We start from the raw sequence: 22,564 nt of genomic DNA, 5'->3' as shown, positions 1-22,564 counted from the left end.
AGTGAGTTGTGATCCACGTCACCAGTTGTCGGCGAGTGGCTCCCCGTGGTCGGAGGTGGCCCACCGGCGCGTCGCGCGGTCGAGCTTGGCGGGGTTCGCCTGGGTGTGGATGGCCGCGATGCCGTCGGTGGTCACGTCCAGCGAAAGGACGGCGGCGACCCGGTCCCCGACCACCAGCACCAGCGCGGGGGTGCCGTTGGCGACCGCGGCGTACAGCACGGGACGGCCGCCGATCATCGCCCACTTGGCGTCGGTGGGCTTGACCAGCGTGCGCAGGAACCTCGCCACCGCCAGCGCGCCGGTGATCGGCCGGGGCAGCGAGAAGACCACGCCGCCACCGTCGCCCGCGTGGATCGCGTCGTCGGTCAGCATCCGCACCAGCGAGTCGGTCCGGCCGTTGAGCGCCGCGGCGAGGAACTCCTCGACGATCTTGCGGGCCGCGGCCCCGTCGACCGCCACTCGCCGCCGGTCCGCGGCCAGGTGCTGCTTGGCGCGCCGGTAGATCTGCTGGCAGTTCGACTCGGTGAGGTCGAGCACCTCGGCGATCTCGGCGTGCGCGTACCCGAACGCCTCGCGCAGCACGTACACCACGCGTTCCTTGGCGGTGAGCCGCTCCAGCAGCGTGAGCATCGCGATCGAGACCGACTCGCGCTGCTCGGCGGTGTCGGACGGGCCGAGCATCCGGTCCCCGGCGAAGACCGGTTCGGGGAGCCATTGGCCCACATAGGTTTCCCGCCGTGCCCGCGCCGAGGTGAGCCGGTTGAGGCAGAGGTTGGTGAGCACCTTCGTCAGCCACGCCTCGGGCGTCTCGATGAGCGCGCGGTCGGCGGACTGCCAGCGCAGGAACGTGTCCTGCACGGCGTCCTCGGCGTCGCTCGCCGAGCCCAGCAGGCGGTACGCGATGGCCTCCAACCGCGCCCTGGCGCCCTCGAACACCTCGACCTCATTCGCACCCACCAGCATGGTGGCAGTCAACCACTCCCGGTGGTGGCGGTGGGAACGGCTGGGCCGGGTGCGGGCAAGAATGAGTGTGAACAGAACTGGGGTAACACTCATGGGCGACCTCGAGCGGCCCGACCTGGGCGGTCCGGACGCCGACCGGTTGCTGTCCGCCCTGTTCGACAGGCACGCCTCCGCGCTGCACGCCTACCTGGCCCGCAGGCTCGACCCCGCCACGGCGGACGACCTGGTCGCGGAGACGTTCCTGGCGGCCTGGGCCACCAGGGACCGCTACCGCCCGGACCGGGCGCCGGCGCGGGCGTGGCTGTTCGGCATCGCGACGAACCTCCTGCGAAGACACGCGCGCAGCGAGGTCAGGGGCCTGCGGGCCTATGCGCGGGAGGGCGGTCAGGCCGTCGACGTCGCCGCACCGGAGAGCCTCGCGGTGTCCAGGGCCGACGCCAGCACCCACATCCGGGCGATGGCGGGCGGTATCGCCAACCTGCGCCAGGAGGAACGGGACGTGCTGCTGCTCGTCGCCTGGGCCGGGCTGCAACCGGCCGAGGTGGCCGAGGCGCTCGGGATCACCGCCGCCACCTGCCGCACCCGCCTGCACCGGGCCCGCCGGGCCCTGCGCGGGTACGCCGAACTTCTGGAGGAGAAAGATGCCTGAACAGGACTGGGAAGAGCGCGTCGACGCCGTCGTGCGGGCCGTCCGCGCCGAGCAGCCCACGCCGATGACCGACTCCGCTCGTACGACCGCGAAGGCCCGGCTGACCGCGACCCTGCGGGGCGAACCGGACACGGTGGTCGCCCTCGCGCCACGCCGTCGGCGCGGCCGGAACCGCTGGCTGCCGCTGGCCGCCGCCGCGGCCGCGGTCGGCGTGCTGGGGGCGGGGGTGGTGGCCCTGTCACCCGGCGGCGACGACACCGTCAGCCCGGCCGCGCCTTCGGATTCGCCGCAGGCCTCGAGCGTGAACGGCCTGCCGACCTACCCGCCGCTGCCGCCGGTCAGCCCCGCGCCGCTCAACTCGGCCGGGCGCTTCGCCGGCCAGGGCAGCGACCTCCCGCAGGAACCTGGCCAGTACCTGCTGGTCACCACGCGCACCTGGAACCCCCACCACCCCGACACCCCCGAGCGCCTGGAAATAGGGATGGGCCAGGAGGAACTGCGGCAGGAGTGGATCCCCGCCGACCGGGCGGAGGAGTGGCAGCAGAGCTTCGACCGCGACGTGCACCGGCCGGCCCCGCCGCCGATCCCGCGCAACCAGCCCCAGCCGGGCCAGACCTCGGGAACGACCTCCAGCGAGGGAACCTTCGTGCGGGCCGGCGGTGCCTACCGGCACGTGGTCTACCTCGATCCCGCGAACTTCCCCGCCGATGGCCGCCAGTTGTACGAGCACTTCCGGAACGAGGCGAACAGCCGGAGCTGGGCCCCGAAGGAGTACCTCACCGAAGCCATCATGAGCACCCTGACCAGGGGTGACCTCACCCGCGACCAGCGGAGCCTGGTGTACCAGGCGCTGAGCTACCACCCGTACCTCCGGATCCTCGAGAACGTCAGCACCAAGGACGGCCGCCCGGCCGTGGCGTTCGGCTTCGACGACGTCACCGGCAACCTGCGCCGCGAGGTCCTGGTCGATCCGGTGACCACTCAGGTGATCGGCACGCGCACGCTGTCGCTGACGAACGAACCGCTCAACCCCAAGGGTGGTGACGTGCTCACCGCGAAGGTGGGGGAGGTGGTGAGCGAGTCCGCCCTCACCTACCAGGTGGTCGGCGAGCGCGGCGCCACGCAGTGACCGCCCGGACCCGCGCGAGCACCGGGGGCGCGCGGGTCCGGCCGGTGCGCCTCGGGAAACCCGGGATCGGGCGCCGGGTTCCCGATACGGTGACGGGCCAGTGGTGTCGACGACAAGGAGCACCGTCCCATGGCGACTTCGGCCCGGCTGCACGTCAGCGAGGAATTCCCGGCGATGCTCGATCGGGTCGACGCGCTCGCCGGGCTGGTCGGGTCGAATGCGGACGCGGCGGAGGAACTCGGCAGGCTCACCGACGACACCGCGCGGGCGTTGCTGGACGCGGGCGTCGTCCGCTCCGGACTGCCCGGCGACCTCGGCGGCCACGAGTTCTCCCCGCGCCAGCTGATCGCGCTGCACGAGCGGTCCAGCTACCACGACGCGTCGGCCGGGTGGACGATGATGGCGCTGCAACTGGTCACCGGCACGACCGCGGCCTACCTCGGGGAGGTCGCCGCGGCCGAGTTGTTCTCCGGTGTCGCGAGCGGCGAACACGCGCTGCTGGCCGGGCACGGCACCCGGCCCGGCCGTGCGGTCCCGGTGGACGGCGGCTTCCTGGTGAGCGGGAGCTGGCAGTTCGCCTCCGGCATGTCGCTGGCCACCCACATCCACAGCGCGATCCAGGTCGACGGCACCGGCGAACTCCGCGTGCTGGCGATGCCGAAGTCCGAGGTCGAACTGGTGGACAACTGGGATGTGCTCGGCCTGCGGGCGACCAACAGCATCGACTACCACTGCGCGGAGGTGTTCGTCCCGGTGACGCACACCTACGCCGCGGCGACCAAGGAACCGGCCCACGGCGGGGCGATGTACCGGATCGGCCTGGTGAACATGGCCGCGATCGGGCACACCGGCTGGGCGCTCGGCGTCGGGCGGCGCCTGCTCGACGAGCTGAAACTGGTCGCCGCCGCCAGAGCCGGCTCGCGCAACGCCCCGGTCGACACCGCGCAGTTCCACGCCGAGTACGCCAGCGCCGAGGCGAGGCTCCGCGCGGCACGGGCCTGGGCGGCGCAGGTGTGGCGGGACAACGAGGAAACCCTGGCCGCGGGCGAACTGCTGAGCACCGAGCAGGACACGCTGATCCGGCTGGCGCTCAACCACGCGACGTGGACCGCGCAGGACGTCGGGCAGGTGGTGCACCGGTGGGCCGGGACCGCGGCGATCCGGCGCGGGCCGATCGAGCGGTTCCTGCGCGACCTCGCCACCGGCACCCAGCACATCACCTCGGGCCCGGTGGTGCTGCAGAACTGCGGGAAGTGGCTCAGCGGTGCCGAACCCGGGGCGCACTGGGAGTTCCTCGACCTGGTGCCGTGATGGACTTCGGCGAGTGGGAGCTGAGCGAGGACGAGCTGCGGGCGGCGTTCCGGCGGAAGGGCGCGGCGAGCCGGCTGGCCTTCGCCGTGCTGCGGAAGTACGCCGACAGCCGCGGGGCCCGGCCGGCGGGGCGGTCAGGGGTGACGTGACCGGCGTAGTAACCAGAAGAGCAACAGCAGCACCAAGGCACCTGCGCCGCCGACGAGCCATGGCCAGCCTCCCCATGGGGTGTGGCCGTAGACCGTGACGAGTTGGTTCTCGCCGTCGGTTTTGGTGAGGTCGCTGGGTACGAGCATCACGTCGTCCGCGTCGAGGAGGTCGTTGTTGTCGCGGAACTCGTCGAGGCCGGAATGGGTTTCGCCGGTGGCGTCGACCACCTTGCCGTTGGCGAGGAACAGGGTCATCAGTTCCAGCTCGCCGTCCGAGTGCTTGACCAGTGCGACGCGCCCGGAGATGGCCTGGGGGTCGCCGCCCGCCTCCTGGACCGCGCCGCGGACTTCGGACGTGAGGTCGCAGGTGGTGTCGAAGTGGCCGCCGCCGCGGCTGGCGGACTCGTCCGAGCAGGGGAACACGCTCAGCAGGCGGGACAGCAGCTGGTCGGGGTTGTAGAAGGCGGCGAGGTTGGCCTGGCGGTCCTCGGGTGCCGCGCCGTAGCCGGGCAGGCGGTCGTTCTTGACCGCGGGTGAGGCCCAGTACTCCTTGAGGAGGTTGGGCTTGGGGTCGGGTGCGTCGGCGGAACCGCAGGCGGACACGCCCAGGCCGAGCGCGATCAGGAGGGCGGTGAGCAGTCGAGGGCCGAGGCGCATGCCCGACAGCATGACGGCGACGGCCGGGAGGGGACCCGGCCGCGGCCGCATGCTGCCATCCCCCGCGACGGTCCGGGTTGGGCCGCCGCGGGCGGATGCTGCGACCGGCGCGGGGCGCGGCGGCCCGGCTTGGGTCGTCGTGTTCCAAGCCCGGCGGAAGCCTGCTCAGGTCATGGCGTTGATCCCCGTCAGGTCCCGTCCGATCAGCAGCTTCTGCACCTGGCTCGTGCCTTCGTACAGGGTGAGGACCCGCGCATCCCGCAGGTACTTGCCGACGGGGAATTCGTCGATGAAGCCATAACCCCCGAAGACCTGGAGGCAGTTGTTGCTCACGCGCACCGCGGTCTCGCTGGCGTGGTACTTCGCGATGGACGCGTCCGTCGCGTAGTCCTTCGGCGATACCCCGGCATCGGCGATCCGCGCCACCTGGTGGGTCAGCAGCCTCGACGCCCGCACGTCCACAGTGGAATCCGCGAGCAACTCCTGCACCAGCTGGAACGAGGCGATCGGACGGCCGAACTGGGTGCGCTCGGTCGAATACCGCACGGCGGCGTCCACCGCGGCCTGCGCCAGCCCCACCGCGCCCGCCGCGACCGACACCCGGCCGCGCGACAGGGCGCCCAGCGCGATGCCCAGCCCCCGGTCCACCTCGCCGAGCCGCGCGGAGTCGGGTACGCGCACCGAGTCGAACGCCAGTTCCGCGGTCGCCTGCCCACGCAGGCCGAGCTTGCCGTGGATCTCCTTGATCGACAGACCGGCCGAATCGGTCGGCACCAGGAACGCCGTGAGGCCGCGCTCGCTGGTGCGCGCGAAGGTCAGCGCCACCTGCGCCCAAGTCCCGTTGGTGATGAACATCTTGCCACCGTCGAGCACCCAGTCGCCGCCGTCGCGGGTGGCGCGGGTGCTGACCGACGCGGCATCGGAACCGGTACCGGGCTCGGTCAGCGCGAAGCACCCGAGCGCGTCACCGCTGACCAGGCGGGGCAGCCACTGCGCCCGCTGCTCGTCCGTCCCGTGCGTCACGATGGTCTTGGTGACCAGGCCCAGCGACACCGACACGATGCCCCGCACCGCGGAGTCGCCGCGCCCCAGTTCCTCGGTCACCAGCACGTAGGACAGCATGTCCGCGTCCACCCCGCCGTAGGACTCGGGCACCATCAGGCCGAGGAAACCCAGTTCCCCCAAGCGTTTCACGATGGCGCGGTCCACCTGCTCGGCGCGGTCCCACTCCCGCGCGTGCGGCACGATCTCCTCGTCGACGAAGCTCGCGGCCATGGCGCGGATGTCACGCTGCGTCTCGGTCAGCCCGAAGTCCTGCGAAATCACGGTGTGCTCTCCAGAGGGTAGGCGGGGGTGGTCAACGACAGGCCCAGTTCGGCCCGCTCACGCAGCCAGCGCGTCGGCCGGTATCGCGGGTCACCGGTGCTTTCGTGCAGGTTTTCCTGGAGTTCCAGCAGCCTTTCGGCACCGACGCGATCGCCCATGGCGAGCGGTCCGGCCGGATAACCCAATGCGATGGTGACCGCCTGGTCGATGTCCTCCGGAGTGGCCAGCGACCGTTCCGCGATCGACGTGGCGACGGACACGATCGACGCGATCAGGCGCTGCGCCACCGATCCCGGCGTGTCCCGCACCACCGACACCGCCTCCGCGCCCACGGCCAGCGCACCGGCCGCCGCACGGACCACGGCCGGGTCCGAAGCGGGCGTCACCGCCAACACCCGCCGACGCGTGGGCAGCGACAGCGGGTCCACGCCGAACGTCCGGGCGGCGGGCAGGCCCTGCGCGGCGATCGCCGCCGACACGGTAGTGCCCCACGTCGGCACCAGCACCACGGCGTCCGGGTCCCCCGGTGACTCCGGCAGTGCCGCGCGCAGGGCATCGGCGTCCGGCCCCGTTCCGGCGATCCACAGTGGACACCCGACAGCGGGAACCGGTGACTCCGCCGGTGGTTCGGCGCCGTAGAAACCGCCGCCGCTCTTGCGGCCGAGCAGGCCCGCGGCCACCCGGTTCGGGGTGAGGAACGAGGGCCGCAGCCGGTCGGAGTGCCGGAACCCGGTCCAGATCGAGTCGATCACCGCCGCCGTCACGTCGAGCCCGGTCAGGTCCATCAGCTCGAACGGGCCCATCCGCAGGCCGAGCACGTCCCGCGCGATCCGGTCCAGCACCACCGGTTCCGCCACCGAATCCTCCAGCAGCGCGAACGCCTCGGTGACCAGTCCGCGACCCGCGTGGTTGACCAGGAAGCCCGGGGTGTCGGCGACCACCACGGCCCGGTGCCCGGACGCGCGCACCAGTTCGGCGAGCACCCCGGGCAGTTCGGGCCGGGTGGCCGCGCCCGGCACCACCTCGACGATCTTCATCAACGGCACCGGGTTGAAGAAGTGCAACCCGGCCAGCCGCGCCGGATCGGCCAGCGTGGCGGCGATCCGGGTGACCGGGATCGACGAGGTGTTCGTCGCGAAGATCGTGCTGGACGGCAGCACCTTCTCCAGCGCGGCGAACAACTCCGCCTTCGTCGGAAGGTCCTCGCGCACCGCCTCGATCACCAGCTCCACGTCGTCGCCCGGCGCCGACACCGCGTCCAGCGGCACCAGCCGGGCGCGGACCGCGTCCGCTTCCGCCTCCGCCATGCGCCCCTTGGTGACCGCGCGGTCGAGCAACCGCCCGACGAACTCGATCGCCTCGCCGACCGCCTCGTGGCGCGCGTCGGCGAGTTCCACGGTGTGCCCGGCGGTCGCCGCCCACTGGGCGATGCCCCGGCCCATCACGCCGGTGCCGATGACCCTGATCCGCATGTTCGCTCCTCAGCGCAGGTAGACGCGGCCGGGATCGACTTCTTCCCGCAACCGCCGGAGTTCGGCCGCCGCCGGGGGTTCGATGGTGGCGGGCTCACCATCGACCTCCAGCGGCCAGCCGGTGGCCTCGCGTACCCGGTCGACGGTAACGCCCGGGTGGACCGCGACCAGCCGGAGCGGCTCACCCACGCCGGACCGCGCGAGAATGCCGAGGTCGGTGATCACCCGCGTGACCCCGGCGCCCAGCGGCCGGATGCCGTCGGCCAGCGCGCGGTCGGGCCCGGGGGAGGTGCAGAAGTCCAGCTCCGCCACGAACGAGCGCGGATCGTGGCGGCGCATCACCACGAAGACCTCACCGGAGTTCGCCATCACCTCCATCGCGCCACCGGGGCCGGGCAGCCGGACCGCCGGATCGGCCCAGCCGCCGATCACCGACGAGTTCAGGTTGCCCCAGCGGTCGATCTGCGCGGCGCCGAGGAAGCCGACGTCGATGTGCCCGCCCTGCAGCACGTTGCCGAACAACGCGGGCATCGGCAGGACCGCCTCCGCGCCGGTGATCAGCACGGCGTCGGCGATGGTCTCGGGCAGGTGCGACGGGTGCGCGCCGCAGACCCCGGACTCGTAGACGATCTCCAGGTCGGGCGCCACCGTCAGGTGGGCGAGGGAGGCGGCCAGCGTGGGCAGGCCGATCCCGGCGAACACCGTGCGCTTCCCGGCCAGTTCACGGGAAGCCACCACCGACAGCAGTTCGGACGAGGTAGTCATGTCGTTCACCGCCGCCGTCCGTAGTTCACCGGCAGGCTCATCGCCTCGTCCACGGCGAGATCCGCCCAGTACCGTTCGCCCAGCTTCGCCACGTACTCGGTGTGGTCGCGGGTGCCCAGCACCCACTCCGCCAGCCAGTCGCGCAGCCGCACCGGATCCGCGCTGATCGCCGACCAGCCGCGGTAGAACGCGTTGTCCCGGTCGTAGTAGCCCTGCGCGAACGACGGGTGCGCGCCACGCGGGCAGGCCACCACGGCGTCGACCGCGTGCGCGGGGATGAGCGTGCGGTTGGGATCGCGGCGGATCACGTCGTCGTCGACCACCTCCTCGACCACCACGACCGCCTTCTTCGCCGCGTAGACCGCCTCGGCCTGGATCCCGGTCAGCCCCCAGACCTGGGTGTTGCCCGACCGGTCGGCGCGCTGGGCGTGGACGATCGTCACGTCGGGATTCACCGGTGGCACCACGTACACCTGCTCGTCCTCGTACGGCGAGCGAACCTTGCGGAGGCCGGGGTTGACCGAGGGCAGGTCGCTGCCCGCGTACGAGCGCAGCGGGTAGAACGGCAGCCGCTGCGCCCCGGCGAGGTAGCGGCAGATCATGCCGTAGTGGCTGTACTCCTCGAACTCCAGCGGTTCGGGGTCGGCGCGTTCGATCCGCCGCCGCAGTTCCCCGAGCGAGCCCGCGGACGAGTTGCCGACGAACGACGACACCAGCTTGCGCACGCAGCCGCCGGCGAGCAGCTGGTCCACCACGATGTCCGCGGTCATCCGGACCACGGTGAGGTCGCGGCGGCCCTGCCGGATGATCTCGTGCCCCGCCGCGGTCGGGATCAGGTGCGTGAAGCCTTCGAGCGCGACGGTGTCGCCGTCGTGCACGAAGGCGGCGACGGCGTCGGCCATCGTGGTGGTCTTGTCGGTCACCGCTTCACCGTGCCAGGTGCCATTGAGCAGAGTCCAATACCGAATTAAGGTGGCATTGATATCCGACACGGATCAATCGAGGACGCGCCATGGAGCTTCGCCATCTGAACGCCTTTCTCGCGGTCGCCGAGGAGCTGCACTTCGGCCGCGCGGCGAAGCGCCTGCAGATGGCGCAGCCACCGCTGAGCCAGCAGATCCGCCAGCTCGAACGGGAACTCGGCGTCGCGCTGTTCGAGCGCAACACCCGGTCGGTGCGCCTGACCAGTGCGGGCGAGTCGTTCCTCGGGCCGGTCCGCACCGTGCTCGACGACCTCGACCTCGCCACCCGCGCGGCGAAGGCGGCGGGACGCGGGGAGTTCGGGCGGGTCACCGTGGGCTTCGCCGGTGCGTCGAGCCACGAGTCGCTGCCGCTGCTGACCAGGGCGGTACGGGCCGCGCACCCCGGCCTCGAACTGGTGATGCGCGGGCAGACCTACGCCAACGTGGCGCTCGACCGCGTCGCCGACGGCTCGCTCGACCTCGGTTTCGTGCGCCTGCCGGTGACGCAGCCGGGCGTGCGGGCGAGGGTCATCGACGAGGAGGAGCTGATCTGCGCGCTGCCGTCGGACCACCGGCTGGCCCAGCGCGAGCGCATCCCGATCGAGGAGCTGGCGTCCGAGGTCTTCGTCAGCTTTCCCGCCAACGCGGGGTCGACGGTCCGCGAGGCCACCGTCCGCGCCTGCGCCGAGGGCGGCTTCACGCCGAAGGTGGTCCAGGAGGCCCCGGACTCGTACACGATCTTGGCGCTGGTCGCCGCGGGCGTCGGCGTGACGCTGACCCTCACCTCCTGCCAGCACATCCAGCAGACCGGCCTGGTCTACCGGCGGCTCGCCGGCCAGGGCATGCGGTTGCAGGCCGCGCTGGCCTGGCGGGCCGACAACCCGTCCGCCGCGCTGCGGACCGTGCTCGCGGTCGCCGAGGAGGCACTGCCCACGCCCAGCCCGCATTGAGACGCCGACGGAATCACTGACTGGCCCATTCGGTATTGGACTTGTCTCGGTGGCGGCTGGCATCGTTCCGGCCAGCACGGGGACGTGGGCGCCGGGAGTCGCCGTTCCCTGGGACAACGGCGATCCAAGGAGACGGCATGGGTGCGGCGACCGACCGCGGCGCGAACGCCACCGCGAAACGCGCGGGCATCGGGGCGTTCATCGGCTCGACCATCGAGTGGTTCGACTTCTACATCTACGGCACCGCCTCCGCGCTGGTGTTCGACAAGGTGTTCTTCCCCGAACTCGACGGCGCGATCGGCACCCTGGTCGCCTTCGCCACCTTCTGGGTCGGCTTCCTGGCCCGGCCGCTCGGCGGCATCATCTTCGGCCACATCGGCGACCGGGTCGGCCGCAAGAAGACGCTGGTCATCACGCTGCTGCTGATGGGCATCTCGACCACGCTGATCGGCGTGCTGCCCGGCTACGCCACGATCGGTGTGGCCGCGCCCATTCTGCTCGTGCTGATCCGGATGGTGCAGGGCATCGGGCTCGGCGGTGAGTGGGGCGGGTCCGTGCTCATCGCCTCCGAGCACGCGCCCAAGGGCAAGTCCATTTTGTACGGTGCGTTCGCGCAGCAGGGTTCGCCGGTGGGCAACACGCTGAGCACGGTCAGCTTCCTCGCCATCAGCCAGCTGCCGGACGAGGCGTTCGTCAGCTGGGGCTGGCGGATCCCGTTCCTGGCCTCGGCGCTGCTGGTGGTGGTCGGGTTGTTCATCCGCATGAAGGTCACCGAGTCGCCGGCCATGGCCGGGCTGATCGAGACCAAGAAGGTGGCCAAGCTCCCGCTCACCGAGGTGCTGCGCAACCACCCGATGCTGATCGTGCTGGGCATCGGCGCCTGCACCATCGGGCTGTCCGCGACCTACTTCAAGTCCACCTTCGCGCTGTCGTGGGCCACCGCGGACATCGGCTTCAGCCGCAGTTCGTTCCTGACCATCATCCTGGTCGCCAACATCACCCAGATCCTGGTGCAGCCGTGGGGTGCGGTGCTCGCGACGAAGATGAGCAGCTGGCGCCGGGCGGTGTGCGTGATGCTGCTGCCCGAACTGGTGCTGATGCCGCTGATGTTCGTGCTGATCGGTTCCGGCGACTACACCGCCGCGATGGTCGGCGTCGTGGTCGCGACGGTGCCGCACTGCCTGTACTACGCCGCGCTCGCGGGCATGCTGGCGAGCCGGTTCCCCGCGCAGGTGCGCTACACCGGGATCTCGCTGTGCTACCAGCTGTGCGGCACGCTGCTCGGCGGGACCACGCCGATCGTCGGCCAGTTCCTGCTCAACCTCACCGGATCCATCACCGCGGTGATCGTGTTCGCGGTGTTCCAGGTGGTGCTGACCCTGGGTTGCATGCTGGCGCTGCTGAAGCGGCCCAACTACGACGAGCGCGCCGAAGCACCCGAGCCGGTCGTGGCGGAGGTGGCCCGGTGATCACCGCGAACGGCATCGAGGAGATCCTGGCGCTCGACGGCCGCGATCTCGGCACGTCGGCCTGGCGGACGGTGACGCAGGACGTCGTCGACACCTTCGCCGAGGTCTCCGGCGACGGCCAGTGGATCCACACCGACCCGGAACGCGCGGCGACCGGCCCGTTCGGCGGCACGATCGCCCACGGTTTCCTGACGCTGAGCTGGGGCATCCCGATGTTCGCCGAACTGCTGCGCGTGACCGGGGTCGGTATGGCGCTGAACTACGGGCTGAACAAGGTCCGGTTCCCGGCGCCGGTCCCGGTCGGCGGCCGGGTGCGGTTGCACGCGTCGGTACTGGAGGTGGCGCGCGTCCCGCGAGGGGGCGTGCAGATGGTGCGCGCCTTCACCTTCGAGCTCGACGGTTCGGCGAAACCGGCCTGTGCCGCGGAATCCGTCACGCGGTGGTACCCGGCGACCGCTTGAGGCCGAGGAACGCGAGCGCGGCGAAGGTGGTGACCCACGCCGCGCCGGCGAGCAGGAACGCGACGCCCAAACCGGTGAGCGGCAACAGGTTCAGGATCAGCAGAGCGAGGATCGCCACCGCGGACAGGGCGTTGCCCGCGATGGCGCAGGCGGCCAGCCGGGGCGGGATCCGCGGATAACCGGCGATCAGGCCGAGCGCGGCGGCGCCGCCCACCATGGCGATGCCGAGGGGAACGAACCAGGTGGACGGCAGGCCGAGCGGACCGGTGAGCCACCGGCCGCCCGCCAGCATGACCACGCCGAAGGCGGCGGTGCCCCAGCCGTCGAACCGCAGGCTGCCGCGCAGCAGGTCGGGTTTCACGATGCTCATGTCCGCCGAGGGTGGCGGCGGGCGGGGGTGAACTCAATGACCTCGGAGGTCATGGAGCCGATGACCCGGCCTGGCTAGGCTTCGGGGCATGGTGGTCGAGCAGCAGGTCCGGGTGGGGGTGCTCCTGCGGGATTGGCGGCATCGGCGCCGGCTCAGCCAGCTCGACCTCGCGCTGCTGGCGGACACCTCCGCCCGGCATCTGTCCTGTGTGGAGACCGGCCGCGCCCGGCCGAGCCGGACGATGGTGCTGCGCCTGTGCCGGGCGCTGGACGTTCCGCTGCGCGAGCGCAACACCCTGCTGCTGGCCGCCGACTACGCGCCGGCCTACCTGGAAAGCAGCCTCGACGAGGAGGGCATGGCGTCGATCCGCTCGGCGCTCGACGCCATGCTGACCGCGCACGAGCCGTACCCGGCGGTGGTGGTCGACCGCCAGTGGAACCTGGTGACCGGCAACCGGGCCATGGGCGTGCTCATGGACGGCATCCCGCCGCACCTGCTGACGCCACGGTCCAATGTGTACCGGCTGGCGTTGCACCCCGACGGGCTGGCCTCGCGGCTGGTCAACTTCGGCGAGGTCAGGGCCCTGTTCCTGGACCGGCTGCTCCGCCAGGTCAACGCCACCGGGGACACGCGGCTGCGTGAACTGTACGACGAAGTCAGCCGGTACCCCGTGCCCGAGGACGACGGCGAAACCGGGCACCCGCCGAGCCCGATCCAGGTTCCGCTGCGGATCCGCACCCCGCACGGCGAGCTGTCGATGTTCAGCACCATGGCCACGTTCGGGGCGCCCGCCGACGTGACGTTGTCCGAGCTGGCGATCGAGTTGTTCTACCCGTTGGACGAATTCACCACCCAAGCACTGCGAGCACTGGGGACTGACCAGCATGAGTGACGGCGTCACCTTCATCAACGTTTTCGAGATCGACGCGGACCGCGTGGACGAGTTCGTCGGCCACTGGCGGGAGCGGGCCGAACTGCTCCGGGGCGCGCCCGGCTTCCGCGATGTCCGCCTGCACCGCGCGTTGCTGCCGGACTCGCGGTTCCAGCTCGTCAACGTGGCGCACTGGGACAGCGAGGAGGAGTGGCGGGCGGCGACGCAGAGCCACGGGCAGTTCCAGTCGTCGGTGGCCGAGGCCGCGCGGGTCGCCACGCCCAACCCGGCGCTCTATCAGGTCGTGGTGGAGATTTCCGGGTAGTACAAGGCGATTTCGGTTGCCTGCTGCATCGCGGCGCGGGTTCGCTCGGGCGGCTCGCCGAGCTGGAGGCTGGTGACGGCGGCGGCACTGATGGCGCCCATCAGCGCGCCGACGATGCTCGCCGAGGTGATGTCGTCGAGGTCGTAGGCCTCACGCAGCGCCGCGGCGATGCGCGCCTGGGCGGTGAAGGTGGTGTGCAGCACGCGTGCCTGCACCGCGGGCGTGGTGACCACCAGCCGCGCGCGGAGCGCCGCCAGTCCGGCGGGCAGGTCCCCGGCGGTGGTGTTGTCGATCATGCGTGCCGCCGCTTCGGCCAGTACCTCGCGCATCGGCGCGTCCGGCCGTCGCTCTTCGATGGCGCGCACGGCCAGGTCGGCCCTGGCTTCGCTGTCGGCCAGCAGCACGTCCTCCTTGGCGGCGAAGTGCAGGAAGAACGTGCGCTTGCTGACGTCGGCGGCCTCCGCGATGTCGGCCACCCCGGTCCGGTCGTAGCCCTGTTCGGTGAACAGGCGGACGGCCGCGTCCACCAGCGCCTGCCGGGTCAGCTGCTTCTTGCGTTCTCGACGCCCCACTTCGTCTGGCACGAGGCGAGCCTAGTGCACCGCGTAACTCAATACACCCAGTGCATGAGTATACTGAGTGCACTGATTGCGCGAGAAGGAGTGACGATGGGCGAGTTGGCGGGCCGGACGGTGCTGGTGACCGGGGCGGGGCGCGGGATCGGCCGGGCGGAGGCGCTGTACCTGGCGGACGCCGGCGCGAACGTGGTGGTGAACGACCCCGGCGTGGAGATCGACGGGCGTGGTGGCGACGGCGGAATCGCCGCCGCCGTGGTGGACGAGATCCGCGCGCGGGGCGGGCGGGCGGTGGCCGACACCGGCAGCGTCGCCGACTGGGCGGCCGCCCGGGGCATGGTCGACCGGGCCGTCGCGGAGTTCGGCGATCTGCACGCGGTGGTCAACAACGCCACCATCGAGGTGAACAAGGGCCTCGAACGGCTGACCGAAGCGGAGTTCGACGACGTGGTCGCGGTCAAGCTGAAGGGCACCTTCGCGGTGAGCCACTGGGCCGCGGTGTACTGGCGCGGGCAGGAGCGCGCGGACCGCGCCATCGTCAACACCGCGTCCGGCTCCGGCCTGCTCAACCCGTTGCCCACGCAGACGAACTACGCGGCGGCGAACGCCGGGGTCGCGGCCATGACCACCGTGCACGCGCTGGAACTGCGGCGGCTGGGCGTCCGGGTGAACTGCGTCAGCCCGTCGATGGTGCGCACCCGGCTGACGAACCCGGTGCCCGGCATGGACCAGGCCCCGCCGGACGGGCAGCTGGACCCGAAGGACCCGGCCGTGGTCGCCCCGCTCGTCGCCTACCTGGTCAGCGAGGGCTGCCCGCTGACCGGGCAGGTGCTGTCGGTGCGCGGGGGCTCGATCGCGGTCAACCACGGCTGGGCGCGGGGTGCGCAGGTCACCAAGGACGGTGCACTGTGGACGGTCGCCGAACTCGCGGAAAGCCTGGCGGCGCAACCACTCGAGGACCCGTTCGACCGGCTGGCGACCGCGCTCGGCGGAGCGCTGGGCGTCCAGGGGCGGGACGCGTTCGAGGCGATGGTGAACGCGGAGCTCGACAAGGACTGAGCTCAGCGCGTGGCGTGGGTGAGCAGAACCGGGTCTCGCCGCCCGGAACGTCGGTCCGGGTGGACCGGCCGCCGCCGCACCGGCCACTGCGCGATGAAGCCCGCACCCCGGTGCGCCGGTTGACGATCTCGTCCCACCAGTCCGCCCGGCACCCACCGCGGATGTTCGCGGTGCTTCGCCGACTACGACCGCTGAGGGGCCCGCCCGGCCGGGGGTCTCCTAGGCTGGGCCCGATGAGTGATGCGACGGGCGGCCGGACGACGCGGGACTGGGTGGTCGACACCGTCCTGTTCCTGCTGGCCGCCTCGGTGGGGGTGATCGCGGCGTTCCGGCGGGTGAACCTGCCGGACGCCCCGGTCTGGGTGCTCTACGCGGACTGGGCGATGGGGGCGCTCGGCTGCGTCGCGCTCTGGTGGCGCCGCCGCTTCCCGGTGGTGCTGGCCACCGTCCTGATCGCGGCGAGCGTGTTCTCCGAGGCGGCGTCCGGGCCTGCCGTCTTCGCGTTGTTCACCGTGGCGGTGCACGGCTCGACCCGCGCCACCGCGGTGCTCTGCGCGGCCAGCGTGGTCGCGCTGAGCGCCTACCAGCTGCTGCGGCCCGAGCCGATGGCCCCGCCGCTGATGGTGTTCACCGCCATCGTGCTCGGGCACATCGCGGTGGTGGCGTGGGGGATGTCCGTGCGCAGCCGCCGCGAGCTGGTGGCGTCCCTGCGTGAACGGGCCGCGGCGGCCGAGGTCGAGGCGCGGTTGCGGGCCGAACGTTCCCAGCACGAGGCCCGTGAAGCACTCGCGCGCGAGATGCACGACGTCCTCGGCCACCGGCTGTCGCTGGTTAGCGTGCACGCGGGCGCGCTGAGCTACTACCGCGAAGCGTCGGCGGACGAGGTCGCGCGGGTGGCCGAGGTGCTCCGGGAGAACGCCCACCGCGCCCTCCAGGACCTCCGCGAGGTGATCGGCGTGCTGCGGGCGCCGGTCGGGGAACTGCCGTTGCCGGTGGTCGAGGACGTCCTGGAGCTGATCGACGAGGCCACCCAGGCGGGCACCGCGGTCGACCTGCGGGACGAGACCGGGGTGACGACCGGTGGCGGAACCCTCCCGGCGACGCAGGGCCGCACGCTCTACCGCGTCGTGCAGGAGAGCCTGACCAACGTGCGCAAGCACGCGCCGGACGCGGCGGTCGTCGTGCACATCACCGGGCAGCCCGGCGAACACCTGATCGCCGAGATCGTCAACACCCGGTCGACGCAGGCGCAGTCCCCCGGAAGCTCGGGGGAGGGGTTGCGCGGGCTGGCCGAGCGGGCGCGGCTCGTAGCCGGAAGGCTCGACTACGGTCCGACGGCCTCGGGCGGCTGGCGGGTGCGCATGTGGTTACCGTGGCCGACGTGACCAACCCCGTACCGACCATCGACGTGCTGGTCGCCGACGACGACCCGGTCGTCCGCTTCGGACTGAACATCATGCTGCGCGGTGCCCCCGACCTGCGGGTGGTCGCCGAGGCGAGCGACGGCGCGGAGGCGGTGGAGCTGGCCGGGCGGCACCACCCGGCCGTGGTGCTGATGGACATCCGGATGCCGGGCACGGACGGGCTCACCGCGACCGAGCTGCTGCGGAGCCGTCCGTCCGCGCCCCAGGTCATCGTGCTCACCACGTTCGACGCCGACGCGCACATCCTGCGGGCGCTGCGGGCCGGGGCCGCCGGGTTCCTGCTCAAGGACACCCCGCCGGACGAACTGGTCGTCGCGATCCGCCAAGCCGCCCAGGGGCGTCCCGTGCTGTCGCCGGAGGTGACCCGGCGGCTCATCGCCAAGGTCGCGGAGCCGGAGCAGGACAGCCGCCGGGACGTGGCCCGCCGCCGGCTCGACCAGCTCGCCGACCGGGAACGCGCGGTCGCCGTCGAGATCGCCACCGGCCGCTCCAACGCCGAGATCGCCGCCCGCCACCACCTCGGGCTGACCACGGTCAAGACCCACGTTTCGGCGATCCTCACCAAGCTCGACCTCAACAACCGCGTGCAGATCGCCCTGCTCGTGCACGACGCCGACCTCCCGGACTGAGACGCTCCGACTTTCGTCCGGCGGGTCGGACCCGCCGGACGATCCGCCGGACCGGGTGGTCGCCCTAGCTTCCGTGCCATGCCCGGAACAACCGCACTCACCCGTACCCGGCCCCGGCTCGCCGGCGCGCTCGCCGCCGCCGCGCTGGTGCTCACCGGCTGCGCCGGTACCCCGGCGGCGTCGCCGGAACCCGGCTCACCGCAGCCCGCGCCCATCGCCTGGAGCGAGTGCGGGCCCAATCTGGACTGCGCGACGGTCGAGGTTCCGCTGGAGTACAGCGCTCCCGAAGGCGCGCGGATCCCGCTCAAGGTCAAGCGCCACCGCGCCACCGATCCGGCCCAGCGCGTCGGCAGCCTGTTCATCAACGCGGGCGGGCCGGGGGTGCCCGCCACCGACCTGATCGAGTCCATCGCCCCCGGCAGCGCGACCAGCCCGTTCTCGGACGCGCTGCTGGCCCGCTTCGACATCGTCGGCATGGACCCGCGCGGGGTCGGTGACTCCGGTGCCGTTCGCTGCCTCACCGACGAGCAGCGCGCCGAGGCCACGAAGGCCGACCTCGATCCGGCCGTGCCCGGTGGGAAGCCGCTGCCGGAACTGATCGCCGACGCCAAGACGTTCACCGAGGGTTGCGTGGCCCACCTGAGCCCGGACTTCCTGGCGAGCCTGTCCACCGACAACGTCGCCCGCGACATCGACCACCTCCGCGCCGCGCTCGGCGAGGAGAAGATCAGCTACTACGGCATGTCCTACGGCACGGTGGTCGGCCCGATGTACGCCACGCTGTTCCCGGACCGCGTGCGCCAGATGGTGATCGACGCCCCGGTCCACACCGGACTCTGGCAGAACGCCCCGCTGGCCCTGCTCGACGACGTCTCGCGGTCCAATGAGGAAACGCTGGACGCGTGGTTCAAGACCTGCCGCGAGGAAGGGCCTCAGGTGTGCCCGTTCGGTGACGGGAAGCCGGAAGCCGCTTTCGACAAGCTGATCAAGCAGTTGGAGAAGCAGCCGCTTCAGGTCCCGCCGGTGGAGGGCCTCACGCCGGGCGGACCGCTCGACGGCGCCATGGCCCTCGAAGCGGTGCGGGCGGGCGCGGGGACTTCGGTGCTGTGGCCCACGCTCACCGCGGGCCTGATGGCCGCGCAGCAGGGCAACGGCACGCTGCTGCACTTCCTGGTCTCGAAGGTCACCGTCGCGCCGTTCGGCGGTCCGTTCGCCACGCTCCAGGAGCCGCACACCGCGGTGCGCTGCGCCGACTGGAAGACGCCGGGTGACCTCGCCGCGCACACGGCCATGGCGAAGAAGGTCGCCGCCCGCGACAAGCGGCTCGGCGGCCGGGCCGGGTACAGCGCGCTCAACTGCGCCCGGTGGCCCGCGCCGAACAAGGACCACTTCGGCGAGCCGCTCACCGGCGCCGGTGCCCCGCCGATCCTGGTGGTCGGCGGCAGGCTGGACAACGTTTCCCCGTACCACTGGGCCGAGGAGATGACGAAGACGCTGGAGAACAGCGTGCTGCTCACCCGTGAGGGCGTCGGCCACACCTCCTATCGGCGCAGTGGGCCGTGCATCGACAACGCGGTGGACGCCACGCTGATCGACGGGGTCCTGCCCGCCGGCGGCACGGTCTGCGAGGTGCCGCCCGCCACCACGAAGCCGCCGGTGGCGAACTAGCGCGGTCACCCAAGGTGATCCGGTGATGACCCGGGTGTGCTCGGTATTCATGCCTTCAGGCAGTCGACAATTCGGCCGGCCGGCCGAAGAATCGCTCGGTGGGCAGGGTGCCGGGCACCCTGGGATCCACTGATCGGACAGGGGCCGGGCTGGACCGCACCGACCGCGATGTCTGGCGGGTGCTGCCCCCGCCGCGGACTGGGATCCCGCGCCAGGGCTGGAAAACCACGTTTCCGCGACCATGGGCAACGCCGCGCGCTGTCCCTGCTCGTCTGCTAGGCGACGGCGCCGGGCGGGCAGGCCCCCGCCCGGCGCCCGGGAAACCGGTAACCTCACGCTCGCGTCGGTCGACCGAGTTGAGGTGACAGGTGGCGGGTGAAGCCGTACGGCTGTTGAGGGGCTTCGGCCGCCGGTTCGTTTTCGCGGTGCGGCTCGCGGTCCTGCCGCCGATCGCCGTGGTCGCACTGGTGAGCGCCTCCGCCGAGGGATTCGCCGCGACCGCGTTGATGGTCGCCCTCGCGGTCGGCTGGACCTTTGTCTACGGGTGGTGGCTGAGCCGGGGCGGCCAGCTGTCCGCCGTGGTCGACGTGGTGGTCCTGCTGGTGCTGTGCCTCAGCGTGTTCTGGACCGATGCGGCGGCGACCTCGAACTCCGACTGGATCCGCGTGCTGGTCACCGTCGCGTGCGTGACCTGGCAGTGGCACACCGGACCGTGGGTCGGCTTCGCCGCGGCCGTGGTGTCCAGCGCCGGCATGATCGTCATCTTCGGCCTGGCCGGGCTGACCATGAACGGGGTGCCGGGGTGGACGATCGCGATGGCACTGGGCTCCAGGGCGGCGTGGGTGCTGGTCACCCGCGCGGGCGAGCGCGCCGACCGCACCGCCGCCGAGGCCGAGCAGGCGCGCCGGGAGGCCGCGGTGGCGGAGGCCGAACGCGCGGAAGAGCGTGAGCTGGCGAATTCGCTGCACGACACCGCGGCCACCACCCTGCTGATGGTCGGCATCGGGCAGGTGCCCTCGGGCGCGGACTGGCTGGCCCCGCAGGCGCGGCGCGACCTCGACCGCCTGCGCACCTACGACGGGACGGCGACCGAGGAGGTCGATCTCGTCGACCTGCTGCGCGCGGACCTCGACACCGAACACCTTACCGTCGACCTCACCGCACCACCGCGGCTGCCGTTGCGCTTCGACGTGGCCAGCGCGATCGCGGGCGCGGCGCGGGAGGCGCTCAACAACGTGCGCCGCCACGCCGGGACGGACCGGGCCACGGTCCGGCTGGACGGCGATCCACGCGGGCTGTGGGTCGAGATCGCCGACGCGGGAAGGGGGTTCACCGGCGCCACCGCCACCGGGCGCGGGCTGCGGGAGTCCGTGCACGGCCGGATGAACCGGATCGGCGGCTCGGCCGCGGTCACCTCGGCCGAAGGTGCGGGCACCGTGGTGCGGCTGGAGTGGTCGTCGTGAGCGGGGCGGGCGAGGACGAGCAGACCCGGATCAAGCTGCAGCGCGGGCTGCGGATCGCCACCCTGTTCCTCGCCGTGCTGACGAACAACGTGCTCGGCATGCTCAACCTGGTGCGGCACCGGGAGGCCTACGAGATCCCGGCGGCCCAGTTCGGGGCGATGGCCGCGTTGACCGTGGTGCTGGCCACCGAGGCGGTGCTGGTGGCCCGGCGCCGCCCGTGGGGAGCGCTGTGCCTGCCCGGCGCCGCCGTGGTGTTCGGCGCGGCCGTGCTGTCCTACCGGACCCTGCCCGAGGGCAGCATCTCGACCACGGTGGACTGGATGTTCGCCTCGGCGGGCTGGGTGCTGGTGGTCGTCCTGTTCGACCGTCCGCTGAGGACGGTGGTGGCGGCGCTGGTGCTGAACGAACTGCTCGCGCTGGGGAACATCTTCCTGGCCGGCGAGGCGAACCTGGCCACGCTGACCCGGTTCGCCACCACCACGGTGACGGTGTTCGGCCTGCCGCTGGTGGTGGCCGTGGTGGTGGTCGTGCTCGGCCGGATGGGCGCGGAGGCGGCCAGGGCGGCCAGGGAACTGGAACGGGCCCGCACCGCCGAAGCCGTGGCGAACGCCGCGCGCCGCCGCCGGACGCAACGGTTCACCGAACTGGCCGGCACCACGGTGCCGTTGCTGGAAGGACTCGCCGACGGCTCGCTGAAACCGTCGGATCCCTTGGTGCAGCGCGATTCCGCGATCGAGGCGGCCAGGATGCGCCGCCTGTTCGCCGAAACGGACACGGTGGAGAACCCGCTGCTGCACGAACTGCGCCACTGCGCGGACATCGCCGACCGCAAGGGCGTCGAGGTGGAACTGGACGCGCGCGGGCAGTGGCCGGTGCCGCCGGTGGCCGTCCGGCGCGACCTCACCGACGCCGCGCTCACCGCGCTCGCCACCGCGCAGTCGTGGGCGCGGGTCACCGTGGTCGGCAGCGGTGACCTGGTGGCGGTCAGCGTGGTCGCCGACAGCGAGGAGTCGGCCGCCCCGCCACCGGCCACCCCCGACGTGCGGGTCGAGACCTTCGGCGGCGACGGGACCGTGTGGATGGAGGCCCAGTGGCGCCCGGCCTGATCAGCTCGCCGTGGTGATGGGCCGGGCCTCCCAGGCCGCCCAGTCGGCGCTGATGGCGCCCGCGGTGCGCAGCAGCAGCGGCAGGTGGTGGTCGACGAGGTGGCCGACCGGGGTCTCGGCGGCGTGGGCGTTGACGTTGACCGCGGCCACCGTGCGGCCCTGCCCGTTGCGGATGGGCGCGGCGACCGAGCGGATGCCGAGCGCGAGGTCCTGGTCGGTCACCGCCCAGCCCTTCGCGCGGACGTCGCGCAGCACGGCGTCCAGTTCCTCGCGCTCGGGCCGCCACCGCGGTTCGATGCCGGACCGGCTCGGGGTGTCGAGCAGGCGGCCCAGTTCGTCGGCGTCGAGCGCGGCGAGCAGGACCTTGCCGAGCGAGGTCTGCACGGCCGGGAACCGCGTGCCGATGGTCACCGCGAGCGTGACGAGCTTGGGCACCGCCACCCGTGCGACGTAGGTGATGTCCGAGCCGTCCAGTTGGGCCACCGAGCACGACTCGCCGGTCTGGGCGACGAGGTCGCGCAGGTGCGGTTCGGCCAGTTCCCACAGGTTCTGCGAACCGACGTAGGCCATGCCGAGTTCCAGCACCCGGGGCGTGAGCGAGAAGCCCGCGCTGTCACTGCGGACGTAACCCAGTTCCTCCAGCGTGATCAGGATGCGGCGCGCGGTGGGCCTGGCGAGGTCGGCCCGCGCGGCCACCTCGCTCAGCGACAGGTGCGGACGTCCCGGCTCGAAACCGCGGAGCACGTCGAGGCCTCGCGCGAGGGCCTCGATGAAGTCCGGGCGGGCGTCCCGGCGCATCTGCGTCGTCCTT

24 protein-coding genes are annotated in these 22,564 nt (G+C 72.1%); 15 read left to right on the top strand and 9 right to left on the bottom strand.

Going from position 1 to position 22,564, the window contains the following annotated elements; all coding sequences use genetic code 11:
* Nucleotides 1-18: 18 nt before the first annotated feature.
* Complete coding sequence (gene sigJ / locus JYK18_RS40455; protein WP_206809192.1) at nucleotides 19-963, bottom strand: RNA polymerase sigma factor SigJ; 945 nt, start codon at nucleotides 961-963, stop codon at nucleotides 19-21.
* 91 nt (nucleotides 964-1,054) lie between these two features.
* Here sigJ and JYK18_RS40450 point away from each other — a divergent pair, with 91 nt between their 5' ends.
* From JYK18_RS40450 to JYK18_RS40435, 4 genes are all read left to right on the top strand, one after another.
* On the top strand, nucleotides 1,055-1,612 hold the full coding sequence (locus JYK18_RS40450; protein ID WP_242583986.1) for an RNA polymerase sigma factor: 558 nt from the start codon (nucleotides 1,055-1,057) through the stop codon (nucleotides 1,610-1,612).
* On the top strand, nucleotides 1,605-2,741 hold the full coding sequence (locus tag JYK18_RS40445) for a hypothetical protein (protein ID WP_206809190.1): 1,137 nt from the start codon (nucleotides 1,605-1,607) through the stop codon (nucleotides 2,739-2,741). Before JYK18_RS40450 ends, JYK18_RS40445 begins: the two co-directional genes overlap by 8 nt.
* 129 nt (nucleotides 2,742-2,870) lie before the next feature.
* The gene (locus JYK18_RS40440; protein WP_206809189.1) at nucleotides 2,871-4,052 is read left to right on the top strand and encodes an acyl-CoA dehydrogenase; all 1,182 of its coding nucleotides are present in this window, start codon (nucleotides 2,871-2,873) and stop codon (nucleotides 4,050-4,052) included.
* A complete protein-coding gene (locus tag JYK18_RS40435) occupies nucleotides 4,052-4,201 on the top strand; it encodes a hypothetical protein (protein WP_206809188.1) in 150 nt (49 codons plus the stop codon). The genes JYK18_RS40440 and JYK18_RS40435 overlap by 1 nt, the downstream gene beginning before the upstream one ends.
* Here the strand turns inward: JYK18_RS40435 and JYK18_RS40430 are convergent.
* The 5 genes from JYK18_RS40430 to JYK18_RS40410 form a co-directional block, all read right to left on the bottom strand.
* Nucleotides 4,187-4,858, bottom strand: coding sequence for a hypothetical protein (locus JYK18_RS40430; RefSeq protein WP_206809187.1), 672 nt, complete (start codon nucleotides 4,856-4,858; stop codon nucleotides 4,187-4,189). The two genes, JYK18_RS40435 and JYK18_RS40430, sit on opposite strands and share 15 nt — an antisense overlap.
* Before the next feature lie 165 nt (nucleotides 4,859-5,023).
* The gene (locus tag JYK18_RS40425; RefSeq protein ID WP_206809186.1) at nucleotides 5,024-6,184 is read right to left on the bottom strand and encodes an acyl-CoA dehydrogenase family protein; all 1,161 of its coding nucleotides are present in this window, start codon (nucleotides 6,182-6,184) and stop codon (nucleotides 5,024-5,026) included.
* Nucleotides 6,181-7,656, bottom strand: a complete 1,476-nt coding sequence (locus tag JYK18_RS40420; RefSeq protein WP_206809184.1) for a 3-hydroxyacyl-CoA dehydrogenase NAD-binding domain-containing protein — start codon at nucleotides 7,654-7,656, stop codon at nucleotides 6,181-6,183. Before JYK18_RS40420 ends, JYK18_RS40425 begins: the two co-directional genes overlap by 4 nt.
* A 9-nt stretch (nucleotides 7,657-7,665) precedes the next feature.
* Nucleotides 7,666-8,421, bottom strand: a complete 756-nt coding sequence (locus JYK18_RS40415) for a CoA-transferase subunit beta (RefSeq protein ID WP_206809183.1) — start codon at nucleotides 8,419-8,421, stop codon at nucleotides 7,666-7,668.
* A gap of 5 nt (nucleotides 8,422-8,426) precedes the next feature.
* Nucleotides 8,427-9,323 carry a CoA transferase subunit A gene (locus JYK18_RS40410; protein WP_206809986.1) on the bottom strand — a complete coding sequence of 299 codons (897 nt, stop codon included), beginning with the start codon at nucleotides 9,321-9,323 and terminating at the stop codon, nucleotides 8,427-8,429.
* 110 nt (nucleotides 9,324-9,433) lie between these two features.
* On the opposite strand from JYK18_RS40410, the gene JYK18_RS40405 reads away from it, so the two are divergent.
* The 3 genes from JYK18_RS40405 (at nucleotide 9,434) to JYK18_RS40395 (ending at nucleotide 12,263) form a co-directional block, all read left to right on the top strand.
* Complete coding sequence (locus JYK18_RS40405; RefSeq protein ID WP_206809182.1) at nucleotides 9,434-10,333, top strand: LysR family transcriptional regulator; 900 nt, start codon at nucleotides 9,434-9,436, stop codon at nucleotides 10,331-10,333.
* Between the two features lie 137 nt (nucleotides 10,334-10,470).
* Nucleotides 10,471-11,802, top strand: coding sequence for an MFS transporter (locus tag JYK18_RS40400; protein WP_206809181.1), 1,332 nt, complete (start codon nucleotides 10,471-10,473; stop codon nucleotides 11,800-11,802).
* Nucleotides 11,799-12,263: a MaoC family dehydratase gene (locus JYK18_RS40395; protein WP_206809180.1), complete on the top strand. Its 465-nt coding sequence runs from the start codon at nucleotides 11,799-11,801 to the stop codon at nucleotides 12,261-12,263. The genes JYK18_RS40400 and JYK18_RS40395 overlap by 4 nt, the downstream gene beginning before the upstream one ends.
* Here JYK18_RS40395 and JYK18_RS40390 read toward each other — a convergent pair.
* A complete protein-coding gene (locus JYK18_RS40390; RefSeq protein ID WP_206809179.1) occupies nucleotides 12,235-12,633 on the bottom strand; it encodes a hypothetical protein in 399 nt (132 codons plus the stop codon). The two genes, JYK18_RS40395 and JYK18_RS40390, sit on opposite strands and share 29 nt — an antisense overlap.
* 88 nt (nucleotides 12,634-12,721) lie before the next feature.
* Between JYK18_RS40390 and JYK18_RS40385 the strand changes: the two genes are divergently transcribed.
* A complete protein-coding gene (locus JYK18_RS40385) occupies nucleotides 12,722-13,525 on the top strand; it encodes a helix-turn-helix domain-containing protein (RefSeq protein WP_206809178.1) in 804 nt (267 codons plus the stop codon).
* Nucleotides 13,518-13,829, top strand: coding sequence for an antibiotic biosynthesis monooxygenase (locus JYK18_RS40380; RefSeq protein ID WP_206809177.1), 312 nt, complete (start codon nucleotides 13,518-13,520; stop codon nucleotides 13,827-13,829). Before JYK18_RS40385 ends, JYK18_RS40380 begins: the two co-directional genes overlap by 8 nt.
* Here the strand turns inward: JYK18_RS40380 and JYK18_RS40375 are convergent.
* Nucleotides 13,802-14,413, bottom strand: coding sequence for a TetR/AcrR family transcriptional regulator (locus JYK18_RS40375; RefSeq protein WP_206809176.1), 612 nt, complete (start codon nucleotides 14,411-14,413; stop codon nucleotides 13,802-13,804). The two genes, JYK18_RS40380 and JYK18_RS40375, sit on opposite strands and share 28 nt — an antisense overlap.
* 84 nt (nucleotides 14,414-14,497) lie before the next feature.
* Between JYK18_RS40375 and JYK18_RS40370 the strand changes: the two genes are divergently transcribed.
* The 6 genes from JYK18_RS40370 (at nucleotide 14,498) to JYK18_RS47840 (ending at nucleotide 21,753) form a co-directional block, all read left to right on the top strand.
* Nucleotides 14,498-15,463, top strand: coding sequence for an SDR family NAD(P)-dependent oxidoreductase (locus JYK18_RS40370; RefSeq protein ID WP_206809174.1), 966 nt, complete (start codon nucleotides 14,498-14,500; stop codon nucleotides 15,461-15,463).
* 233 nt (nucleotides 15,464-15,696) lie between these two features.
* The gene (locus tag JYK18_RS40365) at nucleotides 15,697-16,848 is read left to right on the top strand and encodes a sensor histidine kinase (RefSeq protein WP_206809173.1); all 1,152 of its coding nucleotides are present in this window, start codon (nucleotides 15,697-15,699) and stop codon (nucleotides 16,846-16,848) included.
* Complete coding sequence (locus JYK18_RS40360; protein WP_206809172.1) at nucleotides 16,836-17,516, top strand: response regulator transcription factor; 681 nt, start codon at nucleotides 16,836-16,838, stop codon at nucleotides 17,514-17,516. Before JYK18_RS40365 ends, JYK18_RS40360 begins: the two co-directional genes overlap by 13 nt.
* Before the next feature lie 78 nt (nucleotides 17,517-17,594).
* The gene (locus JYK18_RS40355) at nucleotides 17,595-19,184 is read left to right on the top strand and encodes an alpha/beta hydrolase (RefSeq protein WP_242583984.1); all 1,590 of its coding nucleotides are present in this window, start codon (nucleotides 17,595-17,597) and stop codon (nucleotides 19,182-19,184) included.
* Nucleotides 19,185-19,552: 368 nt separating this feature from the next.
* Nucleotides 19,553-20,647, top strand: a complete 1,095-nt coding sequence (locus JYK18_RS40350) for a sensor histidine kinase (RefSeq protein WP_206809171.1) — start codon at nucleotides 19,553-19,555, stop codon at nucleotides 20,645-20,647.
* Complete coding sequence (locus JYK18_RS47840; protein WP_206809170.1) at nucleotides 20,644-21,753, top strand: hypothetical protein; 1,110 nt, start codon at nucleotides 20,644-20,646, stop codon at nucleotides 21,751-21,753. The genes JYK18_RS40350 and JYK18_RS47840 overlap by 4 nt, the downstream gene beginning before the upstream one ends.
* On the opposite strand, the gene JYK18_RS40340 is transcribed toward JYK18_RS47840, so the two are convergent.
* Nucleotides 21,754-22,551 carry an IclR family transcriptional regulator C-terminal domain-containing protein gene (locus JYK18_RS40340; RefSeq protein WP_206809169.1) on the bottom strand — a complete coding sequence of 266 codons (798 nt, stop codon included), beginning with the start codon at nucleotides 22,549-22,551 and terminating at the stop codon, nucleotides 21,754-21,756.
* Nucleotides 22,552-22,564 lie beyond the last annotated feature (13 nt).

The sequence above is a fragment of the Amycolatopsis sp. 195334CR genome, assembly GCF_017309385.1.
In the GTDB taxonomy this organism is placed as follows: Bacteria; Actinomycetota; Actinomycetes; order Mycobacteriales; family Pseudonocardiaceae; genus Amycolatopsis.
The sequence above is the reverse complement of the archived record's forward strand: the minus strand, read 5'-3'. Positions and strand labels throughout refer to the sequence as shown.